The following is a 17,719-nucleotide window of genomic DNA, read 5'->3' as shown; positions in this document are numbered from 1 at the left end:
GCCATGTAATGGATTAAGCGAAACTCTTTAACTCTCCTTGGTACTTTGTATAATTTCATCTAAACTTATTATGTTTGGTTTTTCGGATTGCCTACTCCCGCTTACCTTGGAGTCTCCTAAATCAATTACATAAGGAATTATAGAAAACCTTTGAAATGGTATTTCTTTCGGAAAATCATATAATGGACCACCTGTTCGAAAGACTACATAATATGCTTTAGTAATTCGAAAATGACTGTTCTCAAAATTATTAAGATACGAATGCAGTTGGGCTATTCCTTTGATTAATATATCTCTACAGTTTTTCTGGTACACTTTACATTCAATCAAAATAGAGATATCTTTTGAAAAATCCATTAAATCCGTTTGCAGATTTTCTGTTTGGATTTTACTCAGAACTGGGTATCCGTTATCAAAAAGGTATAACGCCATTTCTTTCATTAGAATATCTTCATTTTTATTCCGGGTTGGTTCAGAGGAATCGATTAGACTCCTAATTCTGTCTTTGTCGTACCACATACATCTAATTTTAAATTTTTCTACGACTTGTTCAATAGATAAGTACTCATCAATTTGAATTTTCACTTTATGGAGAACATTTAAGATTTTCCCGCTGATAGTAATACAAATTTTTTTGAACTCAGGTTCACTTTGGAAAAACTTCTGACCAAATAATGCTGGAAGTAAATTAGAAGCCTCATCGTTAGAAAATGAATGAGGTTCATTAGCATCTTCATCACATGAAAATAATCTCAATTTTTTAGTTGGATTAAGACGTAAAATGAACCCTTCTATATAAATAAGATCAGCACCTAGAGATCTTCGGCTGAAGGCTAGATAGTTTCTATACCTCTGCATGCAAGTAATTTCAAAGTTATTAAGTTCCTCGATAAACGTATTTCCTTTCCCTTCAAACCACTCCTTACACTCATCCTTTTTCTTATATTCATCAAATTTGTTTCTAAGGAACCGAACTGCAATAATTATCGGATCTATCTCTAAAAATTTATCTCTATGAAACTTTTCATTCTTCAGCAAATTATCGAACCGATTAAATGAATATTCGTATTCATATTCGTATTTACTGGAAGTAATATCCTCAATGCCCGAGTAAATTTTTTTTTTCAAATACTCTTCTTTTGTTAATTTAAAAAATTGAGGAAATTGAGGAAGACGTAATTCAGTTGGAGAAGACGAAAGTTGATATAATTCATATAGAAAATCAATGGCTATTTCCTTTAATCCCTCAAGTTTTTGGACCTTTTTTTTCTTATATTGAACATATTTTCTATGTTCCATTCTAAATTCTTCAACAGCATTATTCATAATATTTTTTGTATATTGTTTTCCGATTAATGTTTTATGTACAGAAACTACTTCATACAAAAATTGTTCACCATCCAACTTCTCCAACTTCTTGTACATATCATCTATTTGGTTTACGATAATACTTGGTGATTGAAACATAATACATCCCCTGCCTACTCTATTTATTCTTTAATTCCTAATATAAATTGATTGATTGCTGATGTTCAATGATTTCTGTCTTATAAAAATTAAGTTCTCCGTTTGGTTATATACTAAAATGCCGCAGCGGCTTATCCGCTACGGCATTTTGTGTTTCTCCGCTTCCCATTGAAAGACTTGGCTCAAAAGGCTGAGCGCCATTTTACGGTCGCTTTCAGATCGTTCGTTTAATAACTCCACAAGGGTAGTCAACTCATCTTTTTGAAGCATCGGATCGATGTACCGAAATAACTCGTCCATCGTAATGCCTAATCCCAAGGAGACCTTCTCCAAGCTCTCCACCGTGACATTCTTTTCTCCGCGCTCGATAGCTCCTATGTAGTTGGTATGGAGACCTGAAACTTCTGCCAGTTGTTCTTGGCTTAGTCCCTTCTCCTTTCGAATCAACCGAATTCTGTTCCCCAGCTTCTCAACAAGCCTCATCATCTTCACCACCTCATAACCCAAGCTTATCGGAGTGGTGAACACTTATTAACACTCTATAAATGGTATTGACTTTAAAATCACACCTATAGATAATATGAAGTGATTGAAATATCCTGATTTAGGAAATGAGGATGCGGAGAAGAAGAGGAACACGGACAAAACTAAAATTCGTGTGCAGCGAAATGTATATTGGGGGGTGTTTTGATTCAGATTTGTCCTATGTAGCAAGTTCAAGCTCTATTGAGGTTAATTTTCTCAGTATGGCGTGAACAACATATGTCCCCATGCGCTCTTTAACAGAATCCTTGGGCGAACAAAAGGAATGAGAGGAATGACAAAATGACAAGACATTTTATAAGGAACATTATTTTTTTCATATCCATTCTAGCGTTGACTTGTTCCCTAGCCTTCGCAACATCCACTACGGTGAGGGCAGCGAGCGTGAAGGTAACGCCAAATGATTTTGAGAATTTAACGCTTATTGACCGGACGACGACCATGTTTCAAACGTACAATGCTAAACTGCGTTTTTTGGGTGAAGCCTATGTTGGAAAAAAAATAAAATTAGCCTTTTCAATCACTGGCGTTACTTCCAGGATCGGATTTGGATACAAGGCGATTCTTTCTGATGGGAGTTATGCTTCTAATGTATCCGCAAATATAAGTTACTTTGATCCCGGTGAAGTCCGGTACTATCCGGACAAAACGGTATACATTATAACAATTGATAATCCTAAGAACGCTAAACTGTTCAGACTTCAGTATGCGCTTGGTGTCGAACTGGAGTCTTCAGACAACGCCGATACGTTCAAAACCATTCCGATCACGACGACAACAAAGAAAATCTTCTTACCTGCAATTAAAGGCATCCCTTATTACAGCCTTAAAACGAATATGACGAAATCGAATGAAAAAAGCACCGTCACGATAACCAATGTGAGAATGGTGAAGTCGGAGAAACCATTAGCGGCTTCTCAATCCTTTTCACTTACGAATGGTCCAAGCAGTAATATAGCCTATGTTTTCACCATTCAGGCTAAAACAACCTTTAAACAAGATGAAGGCGCGTATGAACCCTGGGGCGCGGTCGAAATCCCAAATAAATGGAACGCTAGTTTTCAAGGAAGTAAAGAAAGCCTATTTCGTTCCGATTTTCCAATACGCACTTTCGCGGGATTATCTCGAAATGATACGTTTACATTTAATCTCCCGAAATCTCTGGTTCATACCACGTCTCCGGCAAATGTCAGTATTAATGGACATGAATTTCTTATCGACCTAAAGACGGGTAAAGCCATGGATAAACCAGCTCCTAAGTATCCGAATTTAACCATTAATCCCACGTTAGACATCAAAACGGGCATTGACGGAATTGGACGTGTGAATCGCTTCGATCTGGGCTTATCGTATGACCGTGATTATAACGATCCTGATAAATATTACTGTTATGATTTTCATTATGGTTTAGGGGGACTCTACAACACAGCGAAGTTCAATTTGAGTCGCAATTTTGATGAAACGATTTCACTGCATGATGGGGTTTTAAACTTCTATAGTAAAAATCCCGAAATTGACACGGATATCCATTCAATGACTTCAACCATTCCCCAAGCAAATTTGATTAAATCGATTGTCATCACAAAAGATATGCAGCCACAAGATATTGTCATTAATGTTAAGGGGGTTAAGACTTTATATTTTGCTTATTTTGGGAAATTAGATGCTAATGGGAGTGCCAATCTCGCTATGAATGATTTCCTTTTAGAGTAGACTTCATCTTACTTCCGTTAAAGTTTTACCGAAGTTTTCAATGGCTCTAAATCATAAAGGATGCTGCCGGTGACTGCACGTATGATGACAAAAACCAAACAATCATCGTAAAACTTAACACCCCGAGTGCGGGAAGAAATGTGTTAAATTGGCGAGTACTATATGGGGAGTACTCGCCTTTACTGTGGATGTCAAATGCGCCGATTACTATTTCCCTAGAGAATGGTTCCAGAAGAAGTCTGAAAACGCCGGAAAGAGGGTTATAGTAACCTACTCCGCAATAGCAGCTTACATGGCAATATCCCGTTACCCCTCGGGAATACATCATCGATATATCCACTTTTTTATCAGAATATCCTTAAAAAAGGCAGCCAGAATTCGAGTAACAGAACTGAGACAGTAATTTCTCATCAATTCTAGTCTTCTAGGGTTGTAATGCATTGGACAGAAGACACAACACACCGCAAGAACACTATTTAGTGAAATGTTGAAGAGCCAAGTGCATTAGCACCTGGTTCTTTTTGTAGCCTATTTAAGGCTCCATGTTTTATTACATATTAGACTTAGCTATATAAAATGATATAGTTTAATCGGGATGAAAATATTTACAATTCAACTAAGTGAACCATTAAATGAGGAGGAACTCCATTGTCTTATAGTTTTAAAAAGATTGAATCAATAACAGAAAAACAAAAAAGGGATATTCTTACACTCGCACGTAGTAACGCCGAATTTATTGGAGTGTATGTAGTCAATAGTGATTCTCCGTTTTATCCCTATATAAGTGCCCTTGAACATGCTAGAACACGCTATTACCTCGAGTGGTTAGAAAGTACGGGTGTAGAAAAAACTCATTTGATTATTGCAGAGAATGTAGAACAAGAGATCATTGGATATTTACTTTATAATTGCGATGCTTCACATACAAAAGACGTCTCTATTTGTAGTACAGTTGTGGCTGAACAGTATCGCAACAAAAAAGTGCTCACAGAAATGCTTGAATTACTCAAATCAGAGTCAGATAGTATAGTATTGACATGCTTTAAAGATAAGGTTGAACTTTATAAAAAATTTGGATTTAAGCTATTGAGCCATTCAGAAACACAGATTGCAATGATTTTTGGTAATTATAGCGGGAAAGGTGAGATTTACGGTGTAGATGATGAAGTGATTAAACGTGAGGTACGTTATATTAAGGATGATATTAAAAAAAAATTAGGACTCTCATTTAATCACCACGATGAAATATTTCGTTCCAAGCAAATGAATGAATGTAATAAGGCAGAGAAATACTTCAGCAACCAAAGAAAAAAAGGACGCCGATGACAGTCATTAGTAACGATTCATTCATTTGAAAAGAGCAAATTATATTCAAATTAAAAATCCCATAAGAAAAGACTCCACCTCAATTATTTAAATGAGTTTGGAGTCTTTTTCATTAGAGAATGACTTTGAATTTTCTTTATCTTTTAAATGTTCGTAGTTTCCCATTGTATTAAATATTCGGAAAGTTCAGCCGCTGAAACGTTATCGCTGTTCCCACTTAGTATTTGATTTACTCTTTGAGTTTCTAAACCTGTATATTGAATTAATAGTTCTTTAGCTACTCTAGCCGCTTCTATTTCAATATCCCTTTGATCGTAATTTAATTGGTTTTGCACTTCCATTATTTCTGCTGTAATTCTTCCTTGTTCGAATTGTTGTACATGTACATATTCATGCGCGATTGCATTGAACACAAAAATTCTAGCGATTAGTTCCATGGTATGAGGGTTGTGCATCCGATGAGAAAAAACAGCATTTAATCTTTCGACTATTGATTTTACGTATAATTCAATTCCTATTATTTCTCTATATGAGGGTGTAAATAACAACGCTCCAAAAGTGTCTTGTACTTTGTAATTATCGGCACCAATTTGATGATCCGCTGTTGTAATTGAATATTGCTCTCTTGTACCTCCAATATGTAATTCATTTCTTAAAAATCCAACAAGTTCATTAAAGCTTTCATGTTCAATAATTTCATTAATTAGCTGTTCATTTATTTCATCCCCAAATAATCCCATTAAAATCCCCCCTCCATGTATAATCTTATTTAGGATTATTATAGAATTTATTGGGCGAAATATCCAATCCGATTTCTATCCTGGCGAAATCGAAATGAAAATTCTCTCCTGTCTGTTCCAGAACGAAAAATATCGAAACATAGTTACATTTTGATATAATCTACGTCACCAGCATCTATTTCCTTTTATTTCAATTAGAAATGAGGCTGAATAAACGGATAGGAGAGGGATGTATCAGGAGGTACGCATGAGGGTTTGCAAAAGTGGGGTTAGCATTATGGGGATGAGTCATGAGTGAAAAAGATGTTGATATAAACCGGAGCCGAGACTTCATATGTAGAGAACCAAGCGCTAATACGCTTGGTTTGTTAATTTATACGGTTTGCCTAAGCGCGGAAGGATCGTGAATGGCAAATGGGTTTAAACTCTTGCCACGATTCACATAAGTGACCTTCTCATACGCCCTTGCCAGATCCACTAATTCGATTCGCTCCGCCTCTCGAGCTAGCGCATTTTTTGCGCCTTGACGAACCAACGACATGATGGAATTCATCGCACCGTTTGTGGCATACATAAACCGCTCGCAACAGGTTTCGTCCGCCAAATCCGATGTCGATTCGAATACTTTTGCCACTTGCTTATCAATTTCGAACATGAGGCGTTGAAATTCATTTTTTTCCCCACTTGAACCATATCCAAAAGGGGTGATTTCTTTGCGATTAACACGACGACTGAGTTGCGGATTCACATCCAGTACTTCGTTGGATGAATCAAGACCAAAGAGAATGAAGGGGATGTTGGTCTCGTTCATCAGTGACTTGAACCAATCGGATACTCCTAGCATAACCTTCCTACGGTCCCGATCCACAAAATGCTGAAACTCATCTAGCATAACAAGTTGAACCTGGTTTTGCTTGATTAAGGTCGTAAGCCGCTTATCTTTTTGCGCCACGGTCCCCTTATTCGGATACGGGTCGCCCAACTCGGTGAGCAGTCGCTCCGTTAAAATGGTATATCGAACAGGATACGGGATACTAATGTGAAGGATGTTTTTGGTTGAGCATTGGATCCCCTCAACAACTTTGCTCGAGACTTTGCTATGTTGCTCGATATACGTTTTAAACAATGTTGTTTTGCCGCTTCCTGTTTCACCTGTAATAAGAAGTGAAGCAGGGTTAGGTGAATAGAGCGAGGTTTGATGCACCTCTTCGATTAAATCCATCGTTTCCTTGAATCGCGGATAAATCACTCGGATACTGTCAACAAATCTGAGCTTTTCCAAATTTTCAATTTTCATTGGTAATGACCTCCCAGTCTCCATTCATCTCGTTTTCCAGTGCTTTAAAAGCCTTACTTTCTTGCAATGCAAGGTTATACTCTTTTTGCGCACCTTTCTTTGCTTCTTTCTCAATTACTTGAGCGGAAGACAACTGCGTTAAGGCAGCAGCTCGAGGTCCCTTTGTCAGCTTCATTTGCTTGGCAAGATCCTCCAAGAATTTTTCTTTCGCCTGTGCAAGTGCCAACATATTGATGTTACTTTTGGATTGTCGCAGTTGCTTCAGGATACATTCATGGCTGAATTCAGTCAGTCCTTTGGAGTAATCCTGATTTGTATTGGGCACTTCCAGATACCGTTTGTGTTCCTCATCATACACGTGTATTTTGGACATATCCAAAGGGTCATATTTAAATCTCACCGCCGATTCTCCTTTCTTGATTAATCTTAGCTTTAGGTCTTGAAGCTGCTCGGATGTGTAGGACATGTGCTTATACTGAATGCCGATTCGCTGAATGGTTGCCCCCTCTCTTAACTTTCCCAAGATAATATTCCAGTTTGGGATTGAACTCAGTAAAGGTGGAGCCCCCCAATCGATGATTCCTTGCCTCCACAACTCACTTGGAGCTCCTTTGGTACCACGATGAAACTGCAGTAGATATTGGTCAATAATCCACTGATGTAGGAGTTTAAGGAAGGCGTAATATCCTACAATCGCATTTTTTTGTGGGTTATAGTCTTTCTTGTCTACAACGTTAGAGAAGGTTGTTCCTGGTGTTTTGTGCAGAAGCTGCTGATTAATGGTTCTAAACGTTCGCTCCACTGAACCTTTGTACCACGGCTTGCGTGGAGGACAATAATCAGGAACGATCCCTAGCTGTGCACATGCATCTTTGAGCGAATGACTTTGAAATTCTTTACCGTTATCCATCCGGAGTACTTTAGGAACACCAAACATGTCCCAAGTACCCTGAATTTCCGGATAGAGCTCTTTCACGTATGTTTTAGGTGACATGGCGTGAAGGAGGCACTGCATGACCGATACGTAGGAAGGCGCATGAAATGCAACGTAAATGCCTACAATCGCGCCGGTTGCTTTATCAACCGCTTGGGTAAGGTACGGTCTCCCAAGTGGTAACCCCGTTTCGTCATCGACAACAAATAAATCCAGTTTTGTATGGTCAATTTCCAGAACATCGTAGGGCTGTTTGGGTCTTTGAAGAACCGCTGCTGCCCCCAATTTATCAAAAGCCTGCTTTTCACCTTCGCGTTTCACCATCATTTCGTAAGGGTCCTTCTCTTTAATACGCCTTGTAATGGTGTTGTACGATGGGATTTCAAGCCTATCTTCCACATCTCTAATGCGGTTTTTCTTCTCAATTTCCACCATGACCTTGGCATGAATATCTTTTGCCGATATTTTTTCACGCTTCGCATACACCGTTTCGATACAGTGATCAATAATCTCCTCTATCGTCGAAGATAGTCGAGTACCCACTCCTCGGTTTAAGGTATCAGGAACCAGCGACGTAATATCTTGTCCGCTATCCTGAAAGATGTTAAACCATCGCCTAAGGGTGACGGGCGTAATCTTTACTCCTTGTAACTTCAGCTCGGACACACGCTCTTCTAATTTGGGCTGCAGATGTTTTCGCCGAACGTCCAATAAGGGCTTAATGGCATCATAGCGTATTCGCGCAATGTTCTTATGCGTCTCAGAGAGCATCGAAAAGTCGATCACGCGATTTTCGCGAATCCCAAGATGGGTGAGGTCTGTTGAAGATCCTGTTACCTCAAAGGTAACAGTTCCTTTTTCATACAGCGCCATCAGATCTTTCTGATTCATTAGGACTTCATTATTTTGTGATAAGTCCTTAATGATAAACTCACCAGGTAGCTGCTCCTTCATAATTTCAAATACAGCACCCTCTTTTAAAAACCGCGTTCCTTTGATAAGGGAAATCACTTGCATTATTTTGCTCCTCTCTTTTTATGTTTTCCTCTAAAATTGTAAAACCGATCAAGGTCTCCAAGTAAAATGACGACATCTTGAAAAATGTTAATCGACTCTCTCGTCTTCCTTGATCGGATGGGTCCAGATAACACCGCTTGGACGACATCACTGAAGCTGGCATGATGGTATTGCCGATGGAGCTCATGCTGGGTTAAAGGAATCCATCCTTGATTTGGTTCAGGCTCATACTCACAAACGACGTTCAATTGGTTAATTAAGGAATCGACAGATTCGGGGAAAAATACGCGCCGCCCGAAACCATCTTTTTCAGGACCATGTTCCATGGGGATCAAACCTGCTAGAGTAAGTTTCACGACCATTTTGAGGTGGATACCGAGTCTTGACGCCACTTCTCCCGTTGTGATAAGCCTTGCCCTTTTTTCCGCCAGTTTCTCAACTTGCTCACGCTCGACGAGTGTAATTTTCTTCGTTCCATACCATCGTTCAGTACATTCTAGCCAACCCATTTTTAGAAAGTTTTCGATATGGCTATCATCACATTTTAGAATGTGCCTTCTAGCATATAGAACGGAACAGTACTTTCGCTCTTTATTCTTAAAAAGAGGTAGCATGCGAACATACTCATCGTTACTTTGATTATGAAGGTCAAAGTACAGTTTACGATGAACATGAAAATTTTCATCTGCAATCAGGCGGTCTAAAAGCTCTCGTTTGCTTCTCCTTGAATAATGTGAACGATGAGCCACTTTCTCAAGTTCAATCTGCTCAACAATATGTTGAAACTGAACAGATGGATTCGTGAGTAACTCATGTGCAATCGTCGACAATATCAAAAACATATCCCCGTTTCTCTTTCCTCCCTTCAAGTTGTAATGAAGACGCTCCTTACTCACATCAACATCAGGAGGATAAAGCTTTGCGAGCGGCACGTGGTCGAGTAGCTTCATAAACAAATGTAGCCCGATAAAGTACTCCTTGGCTGTAAGCGTAACGGCGCCTTCAATATCAACAAACCTTAGTTCTCCTATCAAGAGTCTTTGAATGACATTTTGCGCTGCTACAATACGCGAGTCAGGTTTCATGGTATTCATGACCTTGGCAAAATTACATCCACAATTACAACCACCTCCAATTAAACTATCGATTGAAATTTCACGTTGACAACAAGGACATCTTTCCATCAATTGCACCTCATGTTTGAGGCAAACGCCTACATAGCAAATATCCCAAGCTAAACGATGATACCCCTTCTCCTCTAAACAACGTGGGCAGTATTTGACTTGCTTTCGATAGTAATGCTGCTGTAGCTGGTAAAACGAAGGGGCACTACCAGCAAAGAGGAGTGAGTCAATTGATTTAACATGCGCCCTTCTAAATCCTCATAGCCGTTTTCGTTTAACAAATCGACTATTCTTTGCTGCCACTGTTTGTCCGGTTTGAAATAATTCATCGTCCCTCGATAATCAAAGTAATGCTTACCTTGATGAATTAGGGTTTGCAGGGTTTGATGACCATTGGCTTTGACCATACGCAGGGCTAGACTCATAAAGCTTTCATCCGGAAATGCAACTGGCAAATACTTAAGTGACATCCCAGCCCTCCTACTCTATTCTTTTGTCAGAATTTTATGACTGCTGTAGTTTTTTGTAGCTTGTCCCTTCTGACACTTTGATCATAGCTTGGAAACTCTTTTTTCTTAGAAAATTAAAAAAGCACCTTTTTTAAAGACAACAAAAAAAGGCGTCAGATCAACGCCTTTTTGATTTTGAATTAAGCTCTGCTTAATCGATTTGTTTATGTTTTTTGTTTCGACTGATAATCCGATTAAGTTCTTCTAAAATTTCACTTATTGTTTTGCCGACTCCATGGGGGTAAGCTACCATCGCTTTCCTAAGCTGCCTTATGACCTCCGCAAAATCCTCCATCAGCCCATCATCCACATCAAATCCTTTATCCGCGTCCTTCCTGTGAATATCCGCTTGCTTCGAAATTTGATACAACTCATCTAACACACTTTGGATGTGACCGATGTCTACCTCCTTTAAAATCTTTGCCAACGTTCGCAAGATTTTTTTTATATCAGCTTCATCTGCTTGGTCCTTTAAATCCTTGAGTCCCTTCCGATACGGACGAATATCAAATTCTGGCGAGCTAGGCGTAGGGGCGGGTGTCATTTGATTTTCGTCCCATTCCAAATCTTGCAATATATCCTCTACTCTAATGTTTAGTTTTTTCGCCATCATCAGCAGGGTTTCAAGGGTAAGCGAAACATCCCCATTGATAATCTGCGAGAGCGCAGATGAGGAAATCCCGAGTATTTCTGCAGCGTCTTTCTGCATCAATCCCTGTGCAGCCAACTGCTCTTTTACATTTTGACCGATCGCTTTTCGCAGCGAATCATACGTACCAAATAAATTCATCTGAGGAATGGAGGTATTCAAAAAAGAACAATCCGTATCATCTTTTTCCAAAAATTCTTCAAGAGGCACATCCGTCCGTAAGTAGTGCTCGATATGTATAATCTTCGTAGGCAGTTCATTGGCTATAGAAGGAGACTCGGGATCCAGAGTACTCGGATATTCCACATACCATCCCTTGTCTTTAAAATGCTTTATAAACTCTTCAAACGAAACCATTCTCCAAATTCGCCTTTGTCCCATGTTACCCCTCCCAATATTTTCTATGATTCTATCATTATCACTATTTTCGAGCAATTATAAACGCAAATAAAAAGACCTCTTAAGAGAGATCCTGATACGCTAAATGGATTTCAAGTTCATGGCTATCGATGATGTACTTTTTAGTTAATCCCTGAAAAGCATCGTGCAATTTACCTGCTTTAAACCAGCCTTGAATCATGGACTTTGAAAGATCATATTTTGAGCAAGCTTCATTTATGCTTAGGTAACGTTGCTTTACCTGTTCAACGGTAGCCGGATCATAGTAGGATATTCTTCGTTTACCGGAAGTGTAAAACAGCTCTTCGCTAGGTTGGAGAATCCCTGCATCCTCCAGCTTCAAGAGAGTATGATAATCCACATTCAAGATCCGCCTGGCTTCATCTTTGGTGTATCCCTTTTGATTGCGTCTTCGGCGAAGCAATAGCAAATGACATGTTTCCTGTTCTTCTTCGGAGAAGATAGCATCGGTAAACGTTCCTTCTTTATGGGGGCATTTGGGCTTGATTTCTCCTAAGACAATCCATTTTACCAGTTCCACAAGTTTAAGTTTGTAGGGCTTAAACTGTTTTAACATGTCATACATGTTCTTTCCTTTACAGCCTACCTCATAGGAACCTCGAATCGTCTCTAAAAATGTCTCAAATTCTTTTTCGCATAGATAGTACTGACTTTTATGAAACTGGTATAACGTTAAGAGCCCCTCATTTATAAAATCATTGAGATGGACTTTATCACTAATCCCTAAGCGATTTGCTGCTTCGGCACGTCGAATGTATCCAAGACTCGGAACTTCCCGATCGATGACTGTAAACAGCGAGGCTGCACATGCGACTTTTGATGCTGATTGTGGTTTTTCCGGCAATCGTTTTGCCGGTTGTTTAGATGCAGTGGGCACAGGACACCAGCGTTGCAATTGGAGCAATGGAATGAGTTGTTTAGCTACGGTTTCAAGCCCAGGTTCGTTTTCCATTTGCAAGCATGCGTTTAGTTTAGGCGCCCTTTGTTTAGGTGACAAAGCATTTAAACGATCTAGTGCATGTTGAAAATGGATCGGGAAATTCACAAACAATTGATACACATTCGTGTGCAAATGATGTGAATTCACATTATGATGCTGAAACTGTTTAATGGATTTAAAGGCTTGCAAGGTGTATCTGGAATCCAAGATACTTGGACATCCTTGTAAAAAATGATACATCCGATCGGTTAACGTGAGATAATCATTGAATTGGATTCCTTGCAAAATAGGTGTTTTTTCGGAGTCAGTTTTTCCAGTACCGATTAACGACTGCATCCACGCTTGAGCCTGTAAACTGAGTGTATCCGAAATCAATTGCCCCTTAGCCGATGAAAAACGTTCTCCACAATGCGGACATTTTCCAATAAGGAAAGTATCAATCGTTATTTTTTTCTGACATTGAAAACAGCAATGTGTCAAAAGCTCCTTGTGTTCTAAACAGAGCGTAACCGGTTCAAAGTTCCATAGCGATTGGTGATACAGCCCCTTCTCTTTAACGCAGGAGACACAATATTTCGTGGAGTTTCGCACCATTGCCTTTTGTATAAATACGGAGCCATATTTTCTTTTCCACGCATTACTTGAGCGACGTTCCAGTTCATCAACAGATTTCCCAGTCCAAGAACTGATGGTTTCCAGTGCACGCTTATGAAAGAGATTGTTACGAATGTCTGCACGACTAGCTTCCCAATCCTTTGCAAAACCATCAATATTGCCATAATAATTAGTATATAGGAGACGAAGCACATAGCTAATCAGACTCTCTCCTTCCTTTAAGTCAAACACGATGTTCATTTAATTTAATTTTGCCCCTCTTCTTATTGGATGTAATATTCTATGTATGTAAGCCCTTGTTCATCACTTCGCTCTTTATCTTTATTGGAACGCATAGAAGAGAAATTTAAAGCCAACTTTCAAGTTAGAAAGTTGGCTTCTCTAATTTAACACTTTTAATTGGGGAATTTTTCTGGTACAAAATCACTCCCCGACTCGTTTTAGTTTCTGAGAATTAATAGCTTTTAGAATAATGGTTGTATCCTTATTTACCAAATGTACTTCCTTAGGGGTAGTTATTACAGGACTACTTTTTTTTTCTGATTGGGTGATACTTGATAATTTAATCTTTGGTGGTTTTAAAGCAGTTCTGTTATCCAAATAGTCAATGATTTTTTTAGCGTTGGACTTTGTCTCTTCATCCAAATGAGCATTATCATTAATAAGATCTATAATTTTTCTAAGTGTTCTTCCGTTGGTTTCATGATGCTCGATTAAATACTCCGCTTTTGCATTGACGCTTAACAAAGAATGCAAGAACCAAAAAAACAACAAATCATCATATTTATAATCGCTGCAATAATCATCATAAATAACATTTGTAGCACCGGCTGGTGTATAGCTAGCTTCTGTTACGTAGCTTTTAAACTCACGGCGCACTAAATCATATATACCTTTATAATTCTTCATGTAATACACCTCCCGTTGAAACATAATATACAGTTAATCTAATATTAGAATAATTTGTAGCGAAATTATTAATGACGTCTGAACAACTTGGGCAGGGAAAAAGATCTGTATATATATCTATTTCACCAGAAATATTGAAATCTCCCCGAAAAAGCTTATGCAGATATTCAATTATTTTCGACTCACTATCGACATTACGGTTTGTATATCCAAATTCCTGGGCTTCTTTCTGTTCTTTAATTGTAGTTGTCTGACCAGAATATATTTGCCGTGCTTTATTAACAAATTGAGTGCTGTAATAAGGTTTTTCATTAATAGGACAGAACTTAAAATTGTATTTATTCAACTTATTCAATCCGCTGCTGTCAAGTCCTTGAATTTTACTATGTGACATTAAAATCATATTATTGAATTCTTCACGTCCATCAATTTTCATAATTGCAGCTCCAAAATTTCCTTTAGTAAAGGATTGCAATTCATCCGGTTTTAGTCCATAAGATTTACTTATTAAAGATAAAAGAAAACCCATGTAAGCTCGTTTAACCTCATAAAGCATGACCCCAGTTGATTTTGAATGAAACAGTTCCAAAGTATAGTTCATATTATTCACCATCAATTTATTTTTTATTATAATTCTACCATAATTCGGAAAGCTTATTTAGTGCACAATTACATTGATCCTTACAATATTTTTAACGCCTTGGCTACAACCATTATCAATATATCTGAGAATTTATGAAGCTATTTATCAGTAATTTTGGAAAAACGCTGTAGGATCAAGGGTTTTACACTCGCTACTTATCATTTATTTTGAGTTTTTTATCATTTCTTCTGGGAATAGGGACCTCAAATTGCCCGTTATCATCGCTGTGGGAATGAAAAATGCAAAAAACGCCCAAATTCGGCGTTTATCAAATGAAGTGGGAATTTTCTGTTTTTCATAATAAGAACAAAAGTTCGTAAAATGTCTTTTTATCATCACGTGTGGGAATAGCCCTTGATTTATAAGGGTTTGCGGGCATTTTTTTATCATTTCTTATGGAGCTATTATCAAAGTGTGTGGTGACCGACAACCGGACAGCAGTACGTAGGCTGGTACAAGCAGTAATGTTACCGTGAGTGCTGTTTCTCTCGTGAAGCGGCAGCGGCGCAGAAGAAATAAGATCACCCCGACATAAACCGCAACATGCATTCCCGAGATCGCCAGAATATGAGTCAGCCCCAGCTGTGAGAACTGCTTGAAGGTCTCCGGGTCCAGATCCTCCTGGATACCGATGACAAGTCCCTTCATATACCCGGCATGCGGCTCCTGGAATAAGCGCTCCATCTCTGCACCGAGGGTGGCGCGCATCCTATCATTCCAGCGCAGAATGCCGGATAGCTGCCACGATGCCGGAGGGGCAATCTTTACGCTGACTGTTCCGCTCCCTTTTAACAGCCAGTGGATTTTCTTCGTGAGCAGATAAGCCCGGTAATCGAATCCGCCGAAGTTACGCGCTATCTGCGGCTGTGCCAGTTCTCCTTCAATGACTACCCGGTCTCCCCGCTGCCATAGGGCAGCTACAGCGATTTCGCTTTCTTCCTGAAGCTTGATTTGAACGGCAACAAGCTCCCCTTTTGCTTCTGTTTCAGCTTCTGCTTCTGTTTCAGCTTCTGCTTCTGTTTCAGCTTCTGCTTCTGTTTCAGCTTCTGCTTCTGTTTCAGCCCCTACTTCTGCTTCTGCTTCAGCTTCAGCTTCAGCTTCTGCTTCTGCTTCCGAATCTGCTGCTTCTGAGTTTCCTAGTGTTTCTGCATCTGCATCTACTGCTGCCCCTGCCGCTACCACGACAGCTACTTTTTCTTTTGTAGCTACTTTAGCTCCCGTTTCTACATTCGCCGATGTTTCGGTCTCATGACTTCCCTGCCGCTCCACTCCGATCCGTGACAGCTTCACTGTAAAATCAACCCGGTCCCCGTCCCGCTCCACCGGGGAAGCAATAACGCCTGCGGCTGTAACGTTAGCCTCATTCAGTTCGTTTGCCGACCGCCCCAATTGCTCCGGCAGCAGGCTCACGTTACGCGCCTCACTCCACTCCCAATACAGGACTGCCGCAGCAATCGCCAGCCCGAACACAGCAGCCGTTCTCCAGCGTATGCCGCCGCTGACCGCCCAGATTGCAGGCAGCAGCAGTAGGCCTGCGAGGTAGAACAGCAAGCTGCGGCCGGAAAACATACAGCCTGCCGTACTTCCGGCAATCCAGCAGATCGTGAAGCTTAAGAGCGGCCTTCTGTTCATCAGCATTTCTCCTTTAATCATGGATCTATTCTCTTCTTCCCGTCAAAATGGAGCTCTTTTCCAGTCCCGCTGCCGCAGCAACGACAAAGAACCCCTGCAAACGCAAACACATGCGTAAGCAGAGGTTCTTCCCCTGAAGATCTGAAGCTATCCATAACACTAACCTGTCCCTATTCTGTGTGGTGACGCAAGTCCTCCGATATACTGCCGGTTATTCCGATACCGAGATCATCGTTTCCTTCGGCGGCTCATAGTTCTCCAATTGGCGGAACACAATTCCTTTGGAGGAGAGCATGGCCTCCACCTTCTCCATATCCTTGCGGTACGGACGCAGATAGACAATCTCTACAATCCCGCTGTTGGCCAGCATATTGGCACAGGTCCAGCAAGGTTCATCCGTGACGTAGACGGTACTGCCTTCCCGGTCACTCCGGTCTGTGAACAGCAGCAGATTCTGCTCAGCATGGATCGTACGGATACAGCGCTGCTTCTTCACCATGGTCTCTACGCCGTCAATGATCTCCCGCTCATATTGCTCGGAGACCATACAGCCTGCTTCCGAGCAGTCCGGAACACCCATCGGTGCGCCGTTATAGGCGGTGCCCAGCAGCTTCTTGCCCTGCACCAGCACAGCACCGACATGACGGCGGGGGCAGCGCGAACGGGTGGAGACCATGCAGGCAATATCCATGAAGTATGTATCCCAGTTCTTGCGGTAAGCCACAGTCATCAGCAATCTCCACTTCCTCTTAGATAGTTGTTCATTATTGTAACATAATGCAGCATTCTTTCACTATACAGCTTATCCTAACACTAGCCTGCCAGCCGTTCTCATTCAGCATCATGCTGCGTAAACCGCAATTGCTGATAGAAACGTCGATTCTGGCGTTAAGCTCAGTTTCCGGCAGGCTCAAGCTTGACCTGTTACTGTTCCTTTTCCTTCTCTGGACTTAACTGTATTCTGTACAACTAAAAAGACTGAAATTCGGATGAAAATCAGTTTAATTGTATTCCGTACACTTATATCACGATCTGCAGAGCTAAAATCGCCACACAACGTATTTTAGTTGTACGAAGTGCAACTAACTTTAAAAAATTAGTAGTTTTACAGTTTTTAGTTGTACCAAATACACTTATCTGACTGGCGGAGCATACGGTTGGGCATTGCGGGTAGACTCGAATCCATCAGATAACTTTGTGTAACAACAACCCGGTAATTCCCTGCCAATTGTAGTGTATAC

General features: G+C 40.2%; 15 protein-coding genes. 2 read left to right on the top strand and 13 right to left on the bottom strand.

Features of this window, described 5'->3' with window-relative positions; all coding sequences use genetic code 11:
- Positions 1-27: 27 nt before the first annotated feature.
- Both GC101_RS34185 and GC101_RS34180 read right to left on the bottom strand, forming a co-directional pair.
- The gene (locus GC101_RS34185; protein ID WP_171720930.1) at positions 28-1,467 is read right to left on the bottom strand and encodes a hypothetical protein; all 1,440 of its coding nucleotides are present in this window, start codon (positions 1,465-1,467) and stop codon (positions 28-30) included.
- Positions 1,468-1,605: 138 nt separating this feature from the next.
- The gene (locus GC101_RS34180; RefSeq protein ID WP_343049851.1) at positions 1,606-1,953 is read right to left on the bottom strand and encodes a helix-turn-helix domain-containing protein; all 348 of its coding nucleotides are present in this window, start codon (positions 1,951-1,953) and stop codon (positions 1,606-1,608) included.
- Between the two features lie 441 nt (positions 1,954-2,394).
- Here GC101_RS34180 and GC101_RS34175 point away from each other — a divergent pair, with 441 nt between their 5' ends.
- Positions 2,395-3,723, top strand: coding sequence for a hypothetical protein (locus GC101_RS34175; protein WP_171720929.1), 1,329 nt, complete (start codon positions 2,395-2,397; stop codon positions 3,721-3,723).
- 648 nt (positions 3,724-4,371) lie between these two features.
- On the top strand, positions 4,372-5,049 hold the full coding sequence (locus GC101_RS34170) for a GNAT family N-acetyltransferase (protein WP_171720928.1): 678 nt from the start codon (positions 4,372-4,374) through the stop codon (positions 5,047-5,049).
- Between the two features lie 143 nt (positions 5,050-5,192).
- On the opposite strand, the gene GC101_RS34165 is transcribed toward GC101_RS34170, so the two are convergent.
- From GC101_RS34165 to GC101_RS34115, 11 genes are all read right to left on the bottom strand, one after another.
- A complete protein-coding gene (locus tag GC101_RS34165) occupies positions 5,193-5,789 on the bottom strand; it encodes a hypothetical protein (RefSeq protein WP_171720927.1) in 597 nt (198 codons plus the stop codon).
- A 373-nt stretch (positions 5,790-6,162) separates the two neighbouring features.
- Positions 6,163-7,086 carry a TniB family NTP-binding protein gene (locus tag GC101_RS34160; RefSeq protein ID WP_171720926.1) on the bottom strand — a complete coding sequence of 308 codons (924 nt, stop codon included), beginning with the start codon at positions 7,084-7,086 and terminating at the stop codon, positions 6,163-6,165.
- The gene (locus GC101_RS34155) at positions 7,076-9,037 is read right to left on the bottom strand and encodes a DDE-type integrase/transposase/recombinase (RefSeq protein ID WP_171720925.1); all 1,962 of its coding nucleotides are present in this window, start codon (positions 9,035-9,037) and stop codon (positions 7,076-7,078) included. The genes GC101_RS34160 and GC101_RS34155 overlap by 11 nt, the downstream gene beginning before the upstream one ends.
- A complete protein-coding gene (locus tag GC101_RS34150) occupies positions 9,037-10,221 on the bottom strand; it encodes a hypothetical protein (RefSeq protein ID WP_246354639.1) in 1,185 nt (394 codons plus the stop codon). Before GC101_RS34150 ends, GC101_RS34155 begins: the two co-directional genes overlap by 1 nt.
- A gap of 74 nt (positions 10,222-10,295) precedes the next feature.
- Entirely contained in the window at positions 10,296-10,631 is a 336-nt protein-coding gene (locus GC101_RS34145) for a hypothetical protein (RefSeq protein ID WP_171720924.1), read from the bottom strand.
- Positions 10,632-10,821: 190 nt separating this feature from the next.
- The gene (locus GC101_RS34140) at positions 10,822-11,700 is read right to left on the bottom strand and encodes a helix-turn-helix domain-containing protein (RefSeq protein WP_171720923.1); all 879 of its coding nucleotides are present in this window, start codon (positions 11,698-11,700) and stop codon (positions 10,822-10,824) included.
- A 79-nt stretch (positions 11,701-11,779) separates the two neighbouring features.
- Positions 11,780-13,534, bottom strand: coding sequence for a TniQ family protein (locus GC101_RS34135; RefSeq protein WP_171720922.1), 1,755 nt, complete (start codon positions 13,532-13,534; stop codon positions 11,780-11,782).
- 183 nt (positions 13,535-13,717) lie between these two features.
- Entirely contained in the window at positions 13,718-14,203 is a 486-nt protein-coding gene (locus GC101_RS34130; RefSeq protein WP_171720921.1) for a hypothetical protein, read from the bottom strand.
- The gene (locus tag GC101_RS34125) at positions 14,190-14,804 is read right to left on the bottom strand and encodes a deaminase domain-containing protein (protein ID WP_171720920.1); all 615 of its coding nucleotides are present in this window, start codon (positions 14,802-14,804) and stop codon (positions 14,190-14,192) included. The genes GC101_RS34130 and GC101_RS34125 overlap by 14 nt, the downstream gene beginning before the upstream one ends.
- Positions 14,805-15,239: 435 nt before the next feature.
- Positions 15,240-16,499 (bottom strand): ComEC/Rec2 family competence protein, encoded by a 1,260-nt coding sequence (locus GC101_RS34120; RefSeq protein ID WP_171720919.1) that lies wholly within the window; start codon positions 16,497-16,499, stop codon positions 15,240-15,242.
- A 190-nt stretch (positions 16,500-16,689) separates the two neighbouring features.
- Positions 16,690-17,208: a deoxycytidylate deaminase gene (locus GC101_RS34115; protein ID WP_039300969.1), complete on the bottom strand. Its 519-nt coding sequence runs from the start codon at positions 17,206-17,208 to the stop codon at positions 16,690-16,692.
- Positions 17,209-17,719: the final 511 nt, after the last annotated feature.

It is taken from the genome of Paenibacillus phytohabitans (assembly GCF_013141775.1).
GTDB lineage: Bacteria > Bacillota > Bacilli > Paenibacillales > Paenibacillaceae > Paenibacillus_AQ > Paenibacillus_AQ phytohabitans.
This window is presented reverse-complemented; position numbering and strand designations above follow the sequence as displayed.

Bases quoted from the DNA above. Each gene is read 5' to 3' on its own strand.
- GC101_RS34185 (WP_171720930.1), bottom strand. From the start codon at position 1,467: ATGTTTCAATCACCAAGTATTATCGTAAACCAAATAGATGATATGTAC.
- GC101_RS34180 (WP_343049851.1), bottom strand. From the start codon at position 1,953: ATGATGAGGCTTGTTGAGAAGCTGGGGAACAGAATTCGGTTGATTCGA.
- GC101_RS34165 (WP_171720927.1), bottom strand. From the start codon at position 5,789: ATGGGATTATTTGGGGATGAAATAAATGAACAGCTAATTAATGAAATT.
- GC101_RS34160 (WP_171720926.1), bottom strand. From the start codon at position 7,086: ATGAAAATTGAAAATTTGGAAAAGCTCAGATTTGTTGACAGTATCCGA.
- GC101_RS34155 (WP_171720925.1), bottom strand. From the start codon at position 9,037: ATGCAAGTGATTTCCCTTATCAAAGGAACGCGGTTTTTAAAAGAGGGT.
- GC101_RS34150 (WP_246354639.1), bottom strand. From the start codon at position 10,221: ATGGAAAGATGTCCTTGTTGTCAACGTGAAATTTCAATCGATAGTTTA.
- GC101_RS34145 (WP_171720924.1), bottom strand. From the start codon at position 10,631: ATGTCACTTAAGTATTTGCCAGTTGCATTTCCGGATGAAAGCTTTATG.
- GC101_RS34140 (WP_171720923.1), bottom strand. From the start codon at position 11,700: ATGGGACAAAGGCGAATTTGGAGAATGGTTTCGTTTGAAGAGTTTATA.
- GC101_RS34135 (WP_171720922.1), bottom strand. From the start codon at position 13,534: ATGAACATCGTGTTTGACTTAAAGGAAGGAGAGAGTCTGATTAGCTAT.
- GC101_RS34130 (WP_171720921.1), bottom strand. From the start codon at position 14,203: ATGAAGAATTATAAAGGTATATATGATTTAGTGCGCCGTGAGTTTAAA.
- GC101_RS34125 (WP_171720920.1), bottom strand. From the start codon at position 14,804: ATGAACTATACTTTGGAACTGTTTCATTCAAAATCAACTGGGGTCATG.
- GC101_RS34120 (WP_171720919.1), bottom strand. From the start codon at position 16,499: ATGATTAAAGGAGAAATGCTGATGAACAGAAGGCCGCTCTTAAGCTTC.
- GC101_RS34115 (WP_039300969.1), bottom strand. From the start codon at position 17,208: ATGACTGTGGCTTACCGCAAGAACTGGGATACATACTTCATGGATATT.